Genomic DNA, 16,516 nt, shown 5'->3' with positions numbered 1-16,516 from the left:
TGAACTCCTATCGCGATTCGCGCTTGACTCGGCGGGTTTAAGCGCTTGAACATATAGGGAACAGGAAGAGGTGGCAATGAGCGGGGATGTGCCGCAATCTCTGGGAGTGATCGCGCGGCGCTATACGCGCGACGCCGCTGAGGCCGATGACCTCGTCCAGGCGGCGCTTCTGGCTGCGGTCGAGGCGGGCCGGGCCGACTTTGCGTCTGGGCAGGCGCGGGCCTGGCTCGCCGGTGTGATCCGCAACAAGGCGCGGATGAGCGCGCGCGGGGCCGTGCGGCGCAAGGCGCGGGAGCGTGACTGGCAGAGCGCGCGGGCGGGCGAGGAGTCCGAAGCGATCGAGATTGAGGGGATGCCGGACGTGTCGGGGCTTCCAAGATCTTTGCGGCTGGTGGCGATGCTCGCCTTTGCAGGGGCCACGCGGCCTGAAATTGGCTGGCTGCTCGGCCTGTCCGATACGGCGCTGCGACAGCGCATCAGCCGGCTCAAACGGGCGATTAAGGGGCTGCCGCCGGGCAAGGCGTCAACCGCGCTCGAAGGGGCGCTGCCATTCGGCGCGCTTCGGCGCAGCATGATCGATCAGCTGGGGCGGCGCGGCGGGTTTCTCGCAAGCCATGATCCTGACGGACATTTATTCGTGCTCGCAAGCTCACAAAAGCCCGGGGCGCGGCAACCCATGGCCGAGCAGTCAGAAAAGGAGATCATTTGATGCTCGGATCCATGAGAATTGGGGCGATTGTTTTCAACGTGACGGACATTGATCGCACAGAAGCTTTCTACAAGGAGACGCTCGGTCTCGACCTCAATCGTATGCCGGGTGAGCCGGGCGAAAGCGGCGGGGCGGACTGGCTGATGGGACAGGATGCCGGCGGGGTCAGCCTCATCTTCTTCCAGGCGCCAGGCACGCGGGGCGACAGTCCGATCCCGGTGTTTGAGCTGGCCGAAGGCGGAATCGAAGGCGTGGTGGAGGGCCTCGCCTCAAAGGGGGTAACCATCGTCACGCCCGTCTCGCATGCGCCGGATGGCGGGCTGACGGCTGACTTCAAGGACCTGGATGGGCACATGCTGTCCCTGTATCAGGAGGCTGACAAGCCGCGCTAGGGCGATCTAAGGCCTCAGAACACGCCCATTGCCAGCCCGGCGGCCATGGCCGCGCCGAGGTCCCGGCATTTTTGAAGCTCATCCTCGCTGATTGTCTTGTCGGCGAGGATGTCTTCCTTGGTCTGGGCATGCGTGCAGATGATGAAGGGCTCCTGCGCGATTTTCAGCCGCCAGCCTTTTGCGATGCGGGCGGTCTGCTTCATCGCGTTTTCGCCGTCTGAGCCTGCGCAGATCATCTGGGCGTAGGGGCGGCCCTCGATCTTTCCGAGGACCTCATAATAGGCGCGGTCGAAGAACTCTTTCATGCCGCCAGCAATGGCGGCGAGGTTTTCAGGCGCGCAAAAGATGTAGCCGTCGGCGGCGAGGAGGTCCTCGGGGCCTGCTTCAGTCGCGAATTTGAGGGTGGTCTCGCATCCGTCTTCACCCTCTGCGGCCTCATGGGCGGCTTTCGCCATCTGCTCGGCGCCGCCTGTGCGGGAAAAATAGACGATGAGAAGTTTGGGCATGGGAGGGATGGTAGGCGAAGAAACAGGCGTGCCAACCCTGTTCTGCGTCTCCCCATGGCTTGTCCATGGGGACCATCTCCCTCACGCGGTTGGAGAGCTTTGGGAGATGGGTGCCACGGTCAAGCCGTGGCAAAGCGCGTTGAAGGAAGGTCAGACGTTGAAGCGGAAGTGCAGGACGTCGCCTTCCTTGACGATGTATTCCTTGCCTTCCTGGCGCATCTTGCCGGCTTCCTTGGCGCCGGATTCGCCGCCATTGGCGATGAAGTCGTCAAAGGCGATGGTTTCAGCGCGGATGAAGCCTTTTTCAAAGTCGCCATGGATGACGCCGGCCGCCTGCGGGGCGGTCCAGCCATGACGGATCGTCCAGGCGCGCGCCTCTTTGGGGCCGACGGTGAAATAGGTCTGCAGGCCGAGCAGCTTGTAGCCGGAATGGATCAGGCGGTTGAGGCCCGGCTCTTCGAGTCCCTGCATTTCGAGGAATTCAGCGCGCTCTTCGGGCGCGAGAACGGCCATTTCAGCTTCGATCTGGGCGGAGATGACGACGGCTTCAGCGCCTTCCTTCTCGGCGCGCTCCATCACCATTTCGGAATATTTGTTGCCGGTGGCGGCGCTGTCTTCATCGACATTGGCCACCAGGAGGACCGGCTTGGCGGTCAGCAGCTGCAGCATGCGCCAGGCCTTCATGTCTTCCTTCGGCACATCGGCATTGCGGGCGGGGCGGCCTTCATTCAGTTCGGCGAGGGCGAGATCGAGCAGGGCGAGGGTTTCCTTGGCTTCCTTCTCGCCGGATTTGGCTTTCTTCTCGACGCCAGCGCGGCGCTTTTCGAGGCTTTCCATGTCGGCGATCATCAGCTCGGTTTCGACGATATCGAGGTCGGCAATCGGGTCGACGCGGCCGGCGACGTGGGTGATGTCATCATCCTCAAAGCAGCGCAGGACATAGATGATCGCGTCGGTCTCGCGGATATTGGCGAGGAACTGGTTGCCGAGGCCTTCGCCCTTGGAGGCGCCTTCGACGAGGCCGGCAATGTCGACGAAGTTCATGCGGGCCGGGATAATCTCTTTCGATCCAGCGACCTTGGCGAGCTTCTCAAGACGCGGCTCCGGTACGGCAACCTCGCCGACATTCGGCTCGATCGTGCAGAACGGATAGTTCGCGGCCTGCGCAGCTGCGGTCTGGGTGAGAGCGTTGAACAGGGTGGACTTGCCAACATTTGGCAGACCGACAATACCGCACTTGAACCCCATGGATCGCTCCTTCTTCGCGCTTACTGGCGCGCGGCATAGCGCATTTCGCGCTGGAAGACAGGGTGTTTTGTCCGCCTCAACTGGTATTTAATGGACATTTGCGGCGCAGAGCTTGCATGAAACCGCCAAATTGAAGTGTGGAGGTTCACATGGCCTACGACATCATGATTGTTGCGGCACAGCCGGACATGACCAAGGCAGAGCACGTGGCCAAGCGGCTGCGCTCGCTGAAATTCAAGGTGCGCCTCGACAAGGCGCGCGAGCACACGACGCCGACAGCCCGTGACCTGAATGACGCCAACAAGGCCGGCAAGGTGCTGGTCCTGTGGTCGAAATCCTCCTGCGACACGAGCAAGCCGGACAGTGACTGGGTACACGCCATGGCGCACCTGGCCCGCTCACGCCCGAAGGCGCTGATGCAGGCCGGCCTCGATGCGACCGTGCCGGACGATCCGTTCGACAAGGATGAGCGCGCCAGCCTGACTGGCATTGGCCCCAAGCGCACGCCGAACGGCTTCTACGCGCTGCTCGGCGAACTGGAAAAGGCGCACAAGCGCAAGGACCTGAAGGATTTCCTGCTTCTCGAGCCGCGTGACAAAGCCGGCAAGGACGCCTGGAAGAAAGCGCACCCGAAAGATCCGATTTCGCTGGCTGGCAAGCCAAAAACCAAGGCGAAAGCCAAGCCGGCAGCGAAGAAAACAGCGGCGCCGCCTGTGGCTGCAGCGCCTGAGGCCCCGGTGGCTCCGGTGGAAACGGCAGCGCCGGCCGCAAGCGAAACCGCCTCTGCGACGAAAGCACGTCCAGAGCTGAATCCGCCATCGATCCCGTATCGCGCGCCCAATATGGCGGCCCGTGCCGAGGACGGTCAGGAGATTGGCTGGCACATTCTGGGACCCATTCTCGCCGGTATCGCCCTGATGATCCTGCTGGCCTGGGTGTTCCGGTCTGAGCAGGCGTCAACGCCGGGTATGCCCGCCATCGGGAATGCGCAGCTCTCGCCGGTTTATGCCGAGACGTGCCCGCCGGGACAGATTCCGCGCTCTCTGCTGAATACGCGGACGCTGCGGACCGGCCCGGTCGTGGACGATACGGAAGAAGAAGAATAGGCGGGGCGCTTTTTGATCGGCCCCCTTCGACCTGCATGCGCGGCCACTTCTCCCGCTGGCGGGGGAAGAAAGTGCCAAATATCAATGTCGCGATGTCCTCGTCGGCAGCGCTAGTCTTTGCCGGCCTGTTTCGGGTCTGATTTCGGGGCAGGGGCGAGGCGCAGGACTTCGGTCTGGTAGCGCTCATCGCCTTCTTCCAGCAGAAGCGGCAAGGCCCGCGAGGCTGCGTCGAGCAGGGCTTCGACCCAGTCTTTTTCAGCTTTCGCGAAGTCTGCCAGCACATAAGGCATGACCAGTGACTTGTCGCCGGGGTGGCCGACGCCGAGGCGGATGCGGCGCACGTCTGGCCCGAGATGCGCGATCATGGAGCGGATGCCATTATTGCCGGAATGACCGCCACCGCGTTTCACCCGCATGCGTCCGGGCGCGAGATCGATCTCGTCGTGGAAGACTGTCACATCGGTCGGCGCGAGCTTGTAGAAGCGGGACGCTTCACCGGCTGAGCGGCCGCTCTCATTGTAGAATGTCTGGGGTTTCAGAAGCAGGACTTTTTGCAGGCCGCTGCTGGTGTTCACGGTGCCTTCGGCCGCTTCGCCCTGGAAGCGTTTTTTCCACGGACCGAAACTGTAGTCGGCCGCAATGCGGTCGATAACCATGAAACCGAGATTGTGCCGGTTGCCGGCATATTTGGGACCGGGATTTCCCTGGCCTGCAAGTATGTGCATGACAGGCTCCGTGTCTCGCAGCCGATCAGGTTCCGGCGGCGATTGGGGCTGGCCCGAGAGCCAGCCCTTTAGCCAGGAAACTATTCCTTGGATTCGCCTTCACCTTCGCCTTCGCCGTCGTCGCCTTCACCCTCTTCATCAGACTGGTTGATGGCTTCGACTTCGCCGGCCTCTGGTGCTTCCTCATCACCTTCTTCGACAACTTCAGCCATACGGCCGGTAATCGTCGCGATGGTGAAGTCGCGGTCAGTGATGGTCGGCTCGGCGCCTTCCGGCAGCTTGATGTCGGAAATCTTGACGTTGTCACCGATGTCGAGGCCGGTGAGGTCAGCTTCCAGAGAGTCCGGAATGGAGTCAGCGCGAACGTTGAGTTCGACGGCGTGACGCACAACGTTGAGCGCACCGCCGCGCTTGAGGCCAGGCGCCTTCTCTTCATTGTGGAAGTGAACGGCCACTTCAACAGAGATGATCTGGCTTTCGTTGACGCGGTAGAGGTCAACATGCATCGGGATGTCGGTCACCGGGTGCATCTGGATCGCTTGCGGGATCACGAGCTGCTTCTTGCCGCTATGCACGAGGTTTGCCGTGGAGGTGAGGAACTGGCCGGTGTTGATGGCCTTGATCACTTCGTTGAGCTTGAGGCTGATCGCAACCGGATCCTGGCCGCCGCCATAAAGGACGCCTGGCACCATGCCGTTGCGGCGAGCTTCACGTGCGCCGCCTTTGCCGGTGCGCTCACGCATTTCCACATTGAAACTGATTTGTTGAGACATTGTCTTTTCCTTTCGCCCTGAAGTCCGCCTGCGAGCGATCTCGCCGGTGACAGCCTGACAGGAGCGGCCTTGCGCCGTCCTTTCGAAGCGGTGGGCAATACAGGAAACACAGGCAGCGCGCAACCGTGCAGGTTCAGCGAGTGTCGCCCCGTCGGACAAGGCCTATCCACGGCGCGGCGCATCGCAAGGCCGACCCGCCAAAATTAACTCTAATTTATATTGACAGAATCCCGTTACATCTGTCACACACTACACATGTAACGCTTTTAAGGGTCAGGAAGAAAGCATGTCTAAACCAAACGGGTCAGAACTCGTCATTCTCAAATATCTCTGGTCGGCCGGACGGCGGACCGCACGCGAAATTCATGAGGCCATCGGGCCGGAGCAGAACTGGCAACTGTCGACTACGCGGACGGTGATCAACCGCATGGAGAATAAGGGCTGGGTCAAGCGGGACGGGGAGTCCTCGGAGTCCGCGGCGTTCTATGTCGCCGTGCTCGACCGGGTGGAAACGCTGGGCGGCCTTGTCAGGCAGCTCACCCGTCAGGTGCTTGATCTGAAAGGCCCGCTGCCAGCGGCGCTTTTTGCAGACAGTCCACACCTGTCGGAGGCCGAGCTCGATGAGCTCGATGCCATCATCAATGCTGCTGAGGATGCCGAACGCGCGAAGAAGGGGAAATAGTCATGAGCGTTGCATGGTTTGTTGTTTTCGTCCTGCTCTGGACCGGTTTCCTGGCTGGCTTTGCGAGCCTGATCACCAATGGCCGGGTGAGTGCGCGTTTCGCGCAGACGGTCTGGCGGGGCGCGGCAGTGCTGTCCGTGCTGCCACTTGCCATCATTCCACTGCTGAAGCTGCTGCCGAAGGATTTGCCATCGGCAATCCCTGATCTTCCCTATGTTGAGCCCGCCGCAGGGGCTGTCGCTTCGGCGTCGGTCAATCTGCAGAGTGCCGTGTCCGCCCCGGACTGGGCGTGGACGGCGCCGGCTCTTCTGGGTGTTCTCATTGTTGGCTGGGCCTTCCGTCTTGGCGCGTCCGCGCTGGGCCAGGTCCGGCTCCAACAGCTGAAATCCCGCTCGATGCCTCATCGTGAGCAATCGATTGCCCTTCCCCTGAGCAATCTGAGGCTCGAGCGGGCCCCTCTTATTCGTCTGATCGACGGGGGCTCACCGTTTATCGCCGGCCTGGCGGAGCGGTCGGTCTACGTTCCCGAAGCGCTGAATAATCCCTCGGACCTTCGTCAGATCGTGATCCATGAGTGCGTCCACCTGCAGCGCGGAGATCTTGTCACGCGGCCGCTGGAGCGGCTGGTCGCAGACCTGTTCTGGTTCTCGCCCTTTGCCTGGATGATGCGCCGTGAACTCGACTTCTGGAGAGAAGCGGTGTGCGACGAGATCGCCTCAGAGGTGAGCGGAGACCGGTTCGGCTATGCGCGCACACTGGCCTATGCGGCCCGCATCAGTGCGCCCGCCCGCACGCTGCCTGTCGCGGCCTTTATCCTGCCGAAGAAACGCAGCCTGCCAAAGCGGCTGTCGCGTTTGCTGGAGACCCGTCCGACGCGGTCGCGGCCGATCATGGCGATGAGTGCTAGCGTCGTCGCGCTCGCCCTGTCGCCCTTTGCGCTGGCCGAAGCGGGCAAGGATGTCATGCCGGCGCGCGATGACAGGGCGAGCCAGTCGATCGTTTTCGAGCATGCGGTTCTGGAGTCTGAAAAGGCAAAGATCACGAGCAAGTTCGGAAACCGCAAGGACCCGTTCAGCAAGAAAGAGCGCTGGCATAAAGGCACCGACATCGGCGCACCCGAAGGAACGCCGGTCTATACGCCGTCCTGCGGCACGGTGGTCTTCTCCGGCTACAAGCCAAATTACGGGGAAACCGTCGAGATTGCGTTCGATGACGGCAGCAAGATGCGGTTTGCGCAGCTGTCTGATCGGGATGTCGAAGTCGGGGAGGAAATTTCTGTCGGCACGAAAATTGGTGCTGTCGGGATGTCGGGACGCGCAACCGGCCCGCACCTCCACCTCGAACACTGGAAAAAAGCGATAAACGAGGAAACAGGCGAGACAGAATACCAGCCACATGATCCCATGATGGCTGAAGGTCTTGTCCTGTTCGCAGGCGGGTCACGCTGACCCTGACGCCCAAGCGACCCGCCCAGCCCCCATTCCGGAAGCTATGGCCGGAATGGGGGTTTTTCTTTGCGGGTCTTGGAGCGCGTGGCTGTCTAGCTCATCACATTGATGGCTTTGGCGTTGACGAATTCCTTCATGCCGAAGCCGCCATGTTCGCGGCCATAGCCTGAATCCTTCACACCGCCGAATGGCATGTCGGGTTGGGCCATGCCAAAGCCATTGACGAACACCATGCCGGTGTCGAAATGCTTCTCGGCAAGCTCGATCGCCTTGTCGGTGTCTTCGGTGAAGATACCGCCGCCGAGGCCGAACCGGCTGTCATTGGCGATGCGCATGGCGTCGTCTGTATCCTTTGCGCGGATGAGCGAGGCGACAGGGCCGAACAGTTCGTCATCATAGGCGGGCTGTCCGGGCTTCACATTGTCCAGAACCGTTGCCGGATACCACCAGCCGTCCTGATCTGGCACTTCGCCGCCGCAGAGGATCTTCGCGCCATTGGCGACACTCTTCTCGACCTGTTCATGGAGATCATCGCGAAGGTCTTCGCGGGCCATCGGGCCGATATCGGCGTCACTGCCGGTCGGGTCGCCATGTTTGACGCCTTTCATGGCCTCGACGAAGGCGTCGCGGAACTTGTCATAAATGGCATCGACAACCACGAAGCGTTTGGCTGCGACGCAGGTCTCGCCATTATTGTAGACGCGGCCCATGACACATTGCTTGACCGCCTTCTGAAGGTCAGCGTCTTCCAGCACGATATAGGCATCGTTCGAGCCAAGCTCGAGAACGGTCTTCTTGAGCGCCTTGCCGGCTTTTTCGGCGATGATGGCGCCTGCACCGGCGCTGCCTGTCATGGTGACGCCGCGCACGAGATCATGTTCGATGACATCGTCGGACTGATCGTGGCTGATGCGCAGCACGGTGAAGAGGTTCTCCGGAAGGCCAGCCTCTTTCATGATCTTCTCGATCATAAGGCCGGAGCCGGTGACGTTTTCAGCGTGCTTCAGGAGGACGCCATTGCCCGCCATGAGATTGGCGACGGCATAGCGGATCACCTGATAGGTCGGGAAGTTCCAGGGCTGGATGCCGTAGATCACGCCGATCGGGGAATAGGCGACACGGCCTTTTTTGCCATTCTGGAGATCGCGCTCTTCTGTTTTTAGCGCGTCCGGTCCGTTCGCCGCCGTCCATTCGCAAATGCCGGCGCAGAGGTCGACTTCCTGCTCACCCTGCTTGACGAGCTTGCCCATCTCATCGGTCATGAGCTTTGCAAGGTCGCTCTTATTATCCTTCAGCGCCTTTCCGACGGCGCGGATTTTCTCAGCCCGGTCTTCGAGTGAGACATGGCGCCAGTCGAGAAATGCCTGATGACAGGCTTTGACCGCCTGATCGACCTCGCTGTCGCTCATCATCGGATAGTGTTGAAGGGATTTTCCAGTCGCTGGATTGATCGTTTTGAGGGTACCGCCGAGGGTCGCACTGTCAGCCATTTCTTGGCCCTTTCCGTTCGAGTTGGTCTTATAAAACCAACACGTGGAGAGGGGGCGGCGTTCCTGACGCCATGCATGACAATTGCGTGAGGATCAGTCGAAGAGCTTCGAGACGCTCTCATTATTCGCGATGCGGCGGATCGCTTCGCCGAGAAGCGGGGCCACAGACAGCACGCGAAGTGCCTTGGACTTATAGTCTTCTTCGGTCGGGCGGATCGTGTCGCAGATGACGATCTCGTCCATCACGGATTTCTCGACGCGCTGGACGGCATTGTTGGACAGGACGCCGTGCGTGACATAGGCGCTGACGCCGGCGGCGCCTTTCTCCTTCAGCGCGGCTGCGGCATTCACCAGCGTGCCACCGGAGTCGCAGATATCGTCGACGAGCACGCAATGACGGCCCTCGACATCACCAATGATGTTCATGACTTCCGACTTGCCAGCTTCGGGGCGGCGCTTGTCGACAATGGCGAGGTCGACGCCGAGCCGGTTGGCAAGGCCGCGGGCCCGGACCACACCGCCGACATCCGGCGAGATGACCATCAGATTCTTGCCACCATGCATCATGCGGACATCATTCTCGATCACTGGCATGGCAACGAGATTGTCGGTCGGCACGTCGAAGAAGCCCTGGATCTGGCCGGCATGGAGATCCATGGTCAAGACGCGGTCAGCGCCGGCCTTGGCGATCAGATTGGCAACAAGCTTGGCGGAAATTGGCGTGCGTCCGTCGGTCTTGCGATCCTGCCGGGCATAGCCGAAATACGGGATGACTGCGGTGATCCGGCGCGCAGACGCCCGCACCAGCGCATCGATACAGATGAGCAATTCCATGAGATTGTCGTTGGCCGGTTTCGACGTCGGCTGAATGACGAACACATCCTCGCCGCGCACATTCTCATTGATGCGGACGAAGATTTCATTGTCGGCAAACGTCTTGATTTCGGCGTCTGACAAGGGACAGTCGAGATGATCTGCAATAGCCGTCGCAAGCGGTTTGTTTGCGTTGCACGAAATTAGTTTCATCGCGGGTCAGCCCTTCCCGTTGGATTGTTTGGCGTGTTCTGGAACAGGACACGCCGAGTCGCAAGGAAAAGCCTGAGCAATTAGTGTTCCAGCATGATGACGGAGCCCTGGCGGCCATAGTCGGGTTCGCCGCGATGGTTGCGGCGGCGGTTGGAGAAGTACATCTCCTCCATCTCGCACGTGTCTTGGCCGATCACGTCGACCCAGGCGAGCTTCTGCTTGGCTAGCCGGTTCTTCACGAAGGTCTCGATGTTGAAATGGAAGCGGTCGCCTTCGCCCGGGTGGAAGAGATTGGCGCTCCATGGCGCTTCGGACAGGAAAGTGTCGCGAAATTCAGGGCCGACCTCATAGCTTTCCTGGCCGATGCAGGGGCCGACAGCCGCGTGGATATCTTTCCGATTGGCGCCAATCTCTTCCATCTTGTCGAGGGTCGCCTCGCAAATGCCGCTAAGCGCGCCTTTCCAGCCGGCATGGGCCGCTCCGATGACGCCGGCCTTGCGGTCAGCGAAGAGGACAGGCACGCAGTCGGCGGTCAGGATGCAGAGGGCGATGCCGGGCAGGTTTGTCACCATGCCGTCCGCCTGTGGCCGGTTCGGGCCCCAAGGCATGGTCGCGAGGATCGCCGTGTTGGAATGGACCTGATAGCAGGAGAGCAGCAGGTCCACCTCCTTCGCGCCGATCTGGTCTGCGACGAGGCGGCGGTTGCGCATCACGGCCTTCGGCTTGTCGTCTGAGCCAATGCCGAGATTGAGGCTCTCATAGATGCCTTCGGACGTGCCGCCATTACGGCCGAAAAAGCCGTGGCTGATACCGTTCATGCCGGCGATGCGCGGCGCGAGAATGTGAGGAATTGTGGTCATTTAGCTTACAATCTGAGATAGTCTGAAAGTGCAGTGCGATGCACGGGGAACGCAAGATGAGGCGAGCAATGTTTCGAGCGGTCTGTGCCATGATGTGTGCCGCCACTGGGCCCTGCTTGGCAATGGCCCAGTACATGCCCGGCCCGCCGGAGACGAGTGCGGCGTATGTCGATCCGGCCGAATTGAGGCCGGATGTGCCAGCGTTCGATCCGACGGATCGGCTCCCGATTGTCCGCCCGACGACTGAGTTCGAAACATATGTGCTGCCCGGCGTCATGGAACTCGGGGACTTTTCTGCAGACGAGGATGAGAAACGGCAGATAGCAGACTACCAGGAGAGGTGGCCCTTCTCCGGGCTCATGGGCCGGTACGAGCCAAGCCTTCGCCAGGCTGTCCGCTCGAACGGCGTTGGCGACGCCACGATCTGGCGAATAACAGTGTCTCCCACTTGGTCCGAAGACGTTGTCCATTCAGTTTCCATCGACGAAAATCAACGCGTTTCGGTTGGGACGGCACGCTACGGAACTTCGGCCTGCGTTGCAGGCACTCTCTGGTGCCTCGACGGCATGCAGGTTCAGATTGCCGAAAGCGACGTCTCGGATAGCGAAGCAAACGCATTGCTGGAGATCTTGCAGGCAGAGCGAACGCGTTTGGCTGGCGCGAAGGACTGCACCAACTTTCCGGTCGGTGGTACCCTCTACACCGTCGAAGTGGCGTCAACGAACAGCTACGTTTCCGTCAAGTGTTTCCGCTCGGATTCGAAGTATTTCGATCAGCTTGTTGCTGCCGTTGACGGGGTGGCCAATTGACGAGGAGCCTTTAGGCCGATTGTTCCGTCGCCGCTTCTGTGTCCGTTGAACCGGTATCGTCGCTCTTCTTCCGCCGCCGTCTCGTAATCCATTCGGCACGTTCTTCCATCTTGCGCAGCTCGCCGTCCAGTTTCGCCATGGTGCGCGAGAGGTCTGTGCTGTCCTCCTTGCGCCAGGCGCGTTCGGCCTGCGCGATGGCCCAGGCAATGGCGGTGGAGCGGACCGGCTTGGGCAGGTCGGTTTTCTTGTCGAGACCAGCGCAGACCATCGCCCAGTCGGCAGAGGCCTGACGGCTGGCGAGGAGCGCGATAATGCGCAGCGGCTGGGTCTGGCGCCATTTCATGAGGGAGAGCAGGGCGGGGCGGTGATTCTCCATGGCTTCGAAGCGCATCATGATCACGTCGAAGAGGCGGGTGCGCGGTGTTTCATCCGCGTCGAAGGAGCCCTCGCTCATTGCCTTGTCGAAATAGCTTTCGACGGCGTCTGCGATCGTGTCCTTGTCGCCGACGGTGTGAAAGTCTTCGAGTGTCAGTCCGGTTTTTTCCGCGATGGCGGACAGTGTCAGCTCGCTCCAGCCTGTTTCCGTGGCAAGGTCGAGGGCGGCGCGGACGCCTTTTTCGAGGATCTGCTTATTGGTGTCGCTCATGGGGTAGCTCCCTTGGCTAATCGCCGGAGAGCTCACGGTCCCGTTTGATCGCGGCTTCAACGGCCTCAACCATTAGAGATGGCATCGCATCCTCGCGCATCAAGACGTCCAGCGCGGCCTTTGTCACGCCGCCAGGCGAGGTGACGTTCTCGCGGAGCTTTGATGGCGGCTCATCGGACGCCATCATCAGGGCGCCTGCGCCCTCGACCGTCTTCTTCGCCAGGCGGAGCGCCATGTCCTTATCGAGGCCATGCGCCACGCCTGCCGCCGCCATGACTTCCGCCAGCAGAAAACCATAGGCCGGGCCGCAGCCGGAAATGGCCGTTGCGGCGGACAACTTGTCTTCAGGGATCGGCCCTTCGACGTCGCCGAGCGGCGTCAGCAGGGCGCGCAGATCGGCTGCATCTCCGTCGGACGCGCCTTGCGGCAGGCAGAGCAGCGTCATGCCCTTGCCGATGAGGCCCGGCGTGTTGGGCATCGCGCGGGCCACGCGTTTTGTGCCGAGCTTTTCGGCAAGGCCATCCAGCGTGATGCCCGCCATGGTGGACAGGACCAGCGTCTCAGGCCCAACATGGGCCTTGATGCTGTCGAGAATGGTCGGGAAGATTTGCGGCTTCACCGCAACGACGAGAATGCCGGCCGGCTCCGGCGCGGGATTCAGGGCGATCTTGCCGTCGGCTTGCCAGTTTTTCAGCTGATCTGACGGATTCGGGTCATGGATCGAAATCGGGCCGTCATAGCCGGACTGAATCCAGCCGCCAGCGAGGGCAGATCCCATCCGCCCGCCGCCAACGAGAGTCAGTCCGGGTTCAGGCTTCGCCATCGGTTTCGAAGAGCGCCGCATCAATGGCTTCTTCAGGGGTCTTGCCGGCCCAGATCACGAAATTGAAGGCGGGCACGAACATGTTCACCGCATCCGTCGCTGCAGCGAGTACGGCGCGGATTTCGCCCGACTCGGCTTCATCGCGATCAAGGAGGGGCAGTGTGTGGCGGAACAGCAGAACGTTGTCCTCCATCCAGTAATCGAAGTGTCCGAGCCAGAGACGCTCATTCGCCATAAGGACAAGCTTTGAAATGGCCTGCCGGCGCGCAGCGGTCGGTTTGAGATCCAGCGTCAGGGTGAAATGCAGGGCGGGTGGCTCACGGCGGGCCGCAAAAAGTGCGCCCATTTCGCCCCAGCGGCTTTGTGCAATACACTGAATGGCAGCGTCGTCATCGCGCTGATGTTCCCATCCGGCGCTTTCCAGACATGCTTCGACCAGATCCAGCGGATCTGCAATATTCTCTGTTGATTGTTCGAGGTTGAGGCTCATCGGCTTGGCCCTCCGAATCAGCGTGACGGCTTGCCACTGGGTATGGACGGTAACACGGGTGCGCGTCCCTGCAACCGCTCTTCCCCCAAGAGTTGTGGACGGCTGGCCTTGCTGCCTCGCATGCGGGCAGGCTTGGCGCAAACGCTGATCGCAGTTAATGGCATAGCTGTTACAGAGTGATAGGGAGATGGGCGGCCAGTGTCAGAGCGCGTGACAAGCAGCACGATAAGCCGGTTTTCGCGGATGATCCTTCCTGCGGCAGCGCTGATACTGACGTCTTGCGGCTTTGCCGGAAGCCGGCCGGACGCGCTGATCGCGGTCTCGTCCAATTTCCTGTCCACAGCCGACGCTCTTGAAGAGGCTTTCGAGGCATCGGGCGAGTTTGATGTGGACGTGGTTGCGGGCTCGACCGGACAGCTCTACGCGCAGATCCAGAATGGGGCGCCCTTCGATGTGTTCCTCGCCGCTGACCAGGAACGCCCGCAGCTGCTGGAGAAGGAAGGCCTTATCGTAGAGGGCAGCCGCTTCACCTATGCCGTGGGCGTATTGTCTCTCTGGACGGCGGATATCGACAATGTGAAGGGCGGATACGGCAATCTTGCCGAGGTCTTGCGCGAGAGCCCGTATCAAAGCCTCGCCGTCGCCAATCCAGACCTCGCCCCCTATGGCGCGGCGGCGATGCAGACGCTGGAGGCGCTCGACCTGCTCGGCGCGCTTCAAGACCGGATCGTACGCGGTGCGAATATCGGCCAGGTCTATGCCATGGTCAAAACCGGCAGCGCGGAGTTCGGTTTCGTTGCGGGGTCCCAGGTGAAGATGCTGGATGGTGGTGGATGGAGCATCACCGTGCCGGGGGACTTGCACGACCCGATCCTGCAGGATGGCGTGCTGATGATGCGGGCGAGCGAGAATGGTGCCGCGAGGGCATTTGTTGACTTCCTGCGGTCGCCAGAGGGGCGCGAGATTATCGAGCAGCACGATTACCGCGTGCCCGATTGACCGTGGATTTCGGCCCCGTCCTTCTCAGCCTGCAACTCGCGCTCGTGACGACGGTGATCCTGTTCATTCTGGCGCTGCCGCTGGCCTACTGGCTGGCGATGACGCGCTCGCGGGCAAAGCCGGTGGTGGAGGCGATAACTGCGCTGCCGCTCGTGCTGCCGCCGACCGTGATTGGCTTTTATCTGTTGATCGCATTGAACCCGACCTCGCCGATTGGCGCATTCTGGGTGTCGGTGACCGGCGATACGCTGGTCTTCTCGTTCAGCGGGCTTGTGGTTGCGTCGATCCTCTATTCGCTGCCCTTTATGGTGCAGCCACTGCAGTCCGCGTTTGAGGCGGTCGGTCGCGGGCCGATGGAAGCGGCCGCGATGTTGCGGGCCTCGAAGCTGGATGCGTTCGCGTCCGTCATGCTGCCGGCCTCGCGCAGGGGCGTGATCACGGCCTGCGTCCTGACCTTTGCGCACACGATAGGTGAGTTTGGCGTCGTGCTGATGGTCGGCGGAAACATTCCGGACCGCACGCGGGTCGTCTCCATCGCGATCTATGAGCATGTGGAAGCGGTGAAGTATGGGCAGGCGCATGTGCTGTCGGCGGCGATGCTGGTCTTTGCGTTTGTGGTGCTGCTCGGCGTCTATGCGCTGAACAGGAGGCAGAGTGTCCGTGTCGGCTGATCAGCTGTCCCTGTGCTTCGAGATGCATCGCGGCGATTTCGTGCTGCAGGTGAACCAGGAGGTCGAGCTGACCGGTATCACCGCCGTGTTCGGGCCGAGCGGCAGCGGCAAGACGAGCCTGCTGCGCGCGATCGCCGGACTGGAGCGCCCCGGCCAGGGCCGCATCCGTTTTGCCGGGACTGACTGGGTGTCGACGCCGGACAAGCGTTTCGTCAGAGCGCATGAACGGGGCGTCGGCTATGTCTTTCAGGAGGCCCGCCTGTTCGATCACCTCGATGTGCGCGGCAATCTCGCGTTTGCGCACAAGCGCAGCGCCGGTGACGCCTCATCCATCCGATTTGACAGCGTCGTCGAGGCGACCGGGCTTCAGCCGCTGCTCGAGCGAACGCCGCAGACGCTGTCGGGCGGGGAGGCTAGACGCGTGGCACTGGCGCGGGCCTTGCTGTCGCGGCCGAAACTGTTGCTGCTGGATGAGCCGCTATCGGGGCTCGACCGGGCGGCGCGGCGCGAGCTGTTGCCATACCTGAAAGCCCTGCCGCAGCGGTTTGGAATTCCGGCAATTTTTGTCAGTCACGACATCGAGGAAGTGACGGCACTGGCGGACCGGGTGCTCGTTCTCAACGGCGGCGAGGTGCAGGCCTATGGCCGGCTGACAGATGTTGCGCGGCAGATGGACCTTGCGCCGCTCATGGAAGATGCGCGCCATGGCAGTGTGATCGAGGCGGTTGTCGTGTCGCATGACGAAGCGCTGGGCGTTGCAAAGCTGCAGATGGCGGGCGCTCAGCTCAGCTTGCCGATCAGGCACGGGCTGGACGTTGGCGAGGCGGTGCGATTGTTCGTCGATGCCAGCGATGTGTCGATTGCGACCGAAGCGCCGCGCGGGATCAGTATCCGTAATGTGTTGGCGGCAGAGATCGTGGACGTGCCGGTTGGCCAGGGGCCGGTGCTGGTCGAGCTGAGCGTTGGCGGGGCGAGACTGAGGGCGGAGATCACGCGCGCATCTGCGATGGAGCTGGGTTTGAAGGCGGGCCAGCAGGTCTATGCGCTGATCAAGACGATGAGTTTTGCCGATTGAGGCGCTTGCCGCCGTCGTGGTTCGGCCCCGGCCTTCGC

At 61.6% G+C, this 16,516-nt stretch carries 19 protein-coding genes; 9 read left to right on the top strand and 10 right to left on the bottom strand.

Annotation, left to right across the window (positions count from 1 at the left end; genetic code table 11):
- Window positions 1-76: 76 nt before the first annotated feature.
- Window positions 77-709: a sigma-70 family RNA polymerase sigma factor gene (locus WNY37_RS16380; RefSeq protein ID WP_342974471.1), complete on the top strand. Its 633-nt coding sequence runs from the start codon at window positions 77-79 to the stop codon at window positions 707-709.
- Window positions 709-1,101, top strand: a complete 393-nt coding sequence (locus tag WNY37_RS16375; RefSeq protein ID WP_342974470.1) for a VOC family protein — start codon at window positions 709-711, stop codon at window positions 1,099-1,101. Before WNY37_RS16380 ends, WNY37_RS16375 begins: the two co-directional genes overlap by 1 nt.
- A 14-nt stretch (window positions 1,102-1,115) precedes the next feature.
- Here WNY37_RS16375 and WNY37_RS16370 read toward each other — a convergent pair whose 3' ends face one another.
- Window positions 1,116-1,607: an NAD(P)H-dependent oxidoreductase gene (locus WNY37_RS16370; protein ID WP_342974469.1), complete on the bottom strand. Its 492-nt coding sequence runs from the start codon at window positions 1,605-1,607 to the stop codon at window positions 1,116-1,118.
- Between the two features lie 150 nt (window positions 1,608-1,757).
- A complete protein-coding gene (gene ychF, locus WNY37_RS16365) occupies window positions 1,758-2,855 on the bottom strand; it encodes a redox-regulated ATPase YchF (protein WP_342974468.1) in 1,098 nt (365 codons plus the stop codon).
- A gap of 149 nt (window positions 2,856-3,004) precedes the next feature.
- On the opposite strand from ychF, the gene WNY37_RS16360 reads away from it, so the two are divergent.
- Window positions 3,005-3,961, top strand: coding sequence for a hypothetical protein (locus tag WNY37_RS16360; RefSeq protein ID WP_342974467.1), 957 nt, complete (start codon window positions 3,005-3,007; stop codon window positions 3,959-3,961).
- A 110-nt stretch (window positions 3,962-4,071) separates the two neighbouring features.
- On the opposite strand, the gene pth is transcribed toward WNY37_RS16360, so the two are convergent.
- Complete coding sequence (pth, locus tag WNY37_RS16355; RefSeq protein ID WP_342974466.1) at window positions 4,072-4,686, bottom strand: aminoacyl-tRNA hydrolase; 615 nt, start codon at window positions 4,684-4,686, stop codon at window positions 4,072-4,074.
- Window positions 4,687-4,766: 80 nt separating this feature from the next.
- Window positions 4,767-5,459 (bottom strand): 50S ribosomal protein L25/general stress protein Ctc, encoded by a 693-nt coding sequence (locus tag WNY37_RS16350; protein ID WP_342974465.1) that lies wholly within the window; start codon window positions 5,457-5,459, stop codon window positions 4,767-4,769.
- A gap of 286 nt (window positions 5,460-5,745) precedes the next feature.
- Between WNY37_RS16350 and WNY37_RS16345 the strand changes: the two genes are divergently transcribed.
- Both WNY37_RS16345 and WNY37_RS16340 read left to right on the top strand, forming a co-directional pair.
- Complete coding sequence (locus WNY37_RS16345) at window positions 5,746-6,141, top strand: BlaI/MecI/CopY family transcriptional regulator (protein WP_342974464.1); 396 nt, start codon at window positions 5,746-5,748, stop codon at window positions 6,139-6,141.
- 2 nt (window positions 6,142-6,143) lie between these two features.
- Window positions 6,144-7,589 carry a M23/M56 family metallopeptidase gene (locus WNY37_RS16340; protein ID WP_342974463.1) on the top strand — a complete coding sequence of 482 codons (1,446 nt, stop codon included), beginning with the start codon at window positions 6,144-6,146 and terminating at the stop codon, window positions 7,587-7,589.
- 92 nt (window positions 7,590-7,681) lie between these two features.
- Here WNY37_RS16340 and WNY37_RS16335 read toward each other — a convergent pair whose 3' ends face one another.
- From WNY37_RS16335 to pgeF, 3 genes are all read right to left on the bottom strand, one after another.
- Entirely contained in the window at window positions 7,682-9,079 is a 1,398-nt protein-coding gene (locus tag WNY37_RS16335; protein WP_342974462.1) for an NAD-dependent succinate-semialdehyde dehydrogenase, read from the bottom strand.
- 93 nt (window positions 9,080-9,172) lie between these two features.
- Entirely contained in the window at window positions 9,173-10,105 is a 933-nt protein-coding gene (locus WNY37_RS16330) for a ribose-phosphate pyrophosphokinase (protein ID WP_342974461.1), read from the bottom strand.
- 80 nt (window positions 10,106-10,185) lie between these two features.
- A complete protein-coding gene (gene pgeF / locus WNY37_RS16325) occupies window positions 10,186-10,965 on the bottom strand; it encodes a peptidoglycan editing factor PgeF (RefSeq protein WP_342974460.1) in 780 nt (259 codons plus the stop codon).
- A 122-nt stretch (window positions 10,966-11,087) separates the two neighbouring features.
- Between pgeF and WNY37_RS16320 the strand changes: the two genes are divergently transcribed.
- Window positions 11,088-11,774, top strand: coding sequence for a hypothetical protein (locus WNY37_RS16320; RefSeq protein ID WP_342974459.1), 687 nt, complete (start codon window positions 11,088-11,090; stop codon window positions 11,772-11,774).
- Between the two features lie 10 nt (window positions 11,775-11,784).
- Here the strand turns inward: WNY37_RS16320 and WNY37_RS16315 are convergent, their stop codons facing one another.
- The 3 genes from WNY37_RS16315 to WNY37_RS16305 are packed head-to-tail and all read right to left on the bottom strand — an operon-like array spanning window position 11,785 to window position 13,733.
- On the bottom strand, window positions 11,785-12,420 hold the full coding sequence (locus tag WNY37_RS16315; protein WP_342974458.1) for a hypothetical protein: 636 nt from the start codon (window positions 12,418-12,420) through the stop codon (window positions 11,785-11,787).
- Window positions 12,421-12,436: 16 nt separating this feature from the next.
- On the bottom strand, window positions 12,437-13,264 hold the full coding sequence (proC, locus tag WNY37_RS16310; protein WP_342974457.1) for a pyrroline-5-carboxylate reductase: 828 nt from the start codon (window positions 13,262-13,264) through the stop codon (window positions 12,437-12,439).
- Window positions 13,230-13,733, bottom strand: a complete 504-nt coding sequence (locus WNY37_RS16305; protein ID WP_342974456.1) for a YbjN domain-containing protein — start codon at window positions 13,731-13,733, stop codon at window positions 13,230-13,232. The genes proC and WNY37_RS16305 overlap by 35 nt, the downstream gene beginning before the upstream one ends.
- 198 nt (window positions 13,734-13,931) lie before the next feature.
- Between WNY37_RS16305 and modA the strand changes: the two genes are divergently transcribed.
- The 3 genes from modA to modC are packed head-to-tail and all read left to right on the top strand — an operon-like array spanning window position 13,932 to window position 16,478.
- Complete coding sequence (modA, locus tag WNY37_RS16300) at window positions 13,932-14,732, top strand: molybdate ABC transporter substrate-binding protein (protein ID WP_342974455.1); 801 nt, start codon at window positions 13,932-13,934, stop codon at window positions 14,730-14,732.
- Window positions 14,729-15,403, top strand: coding sequence for a molybdate ABC transporter permease subunit (gene modB / locus WNY37_RS16295; protein ID WP_342974454.1), 675 nt, complete (start codon window positions 14,729-14,731; stop codon window positions 15,401-15,403). Before modA ends, modB begins: the two co-directional genes overlap by 4 nt.
- Window positions 15,393-16,478 carry a molybdenum ABC transporter ATP-binding protein gene (gene modC / locus WNY37_RS16290; RefSeq protein ID WP_342974453.1) on the top strand — a complete coding sequence of 362 codons (1,086 nt, stop codon included), beginning with the start codon at window positions 15,393-15,395 and terminating at the stop codon, window positions 16,476-16,478. The genes modB and modC overlap by 11 nt, the downstream gene beginning before the upstream one ends.
- Window positions 16,479-16,516 lie beyond the last annotated feature (38 nt).

It is taken from the genome of Henriciella sp. AS95 (assembly GCF_038900055.1).
Lineage (GTDB): Bacteria > Pseudomonadota > Alphaproteobacteria > Caulobacterales > Hyphomonadaceae > Henriciella.
The sequence above is the reverse complement of the archived record's forward strand: the minus strand, read 5'-3'. Positions and strand labels throughout refer to the sequence as shown.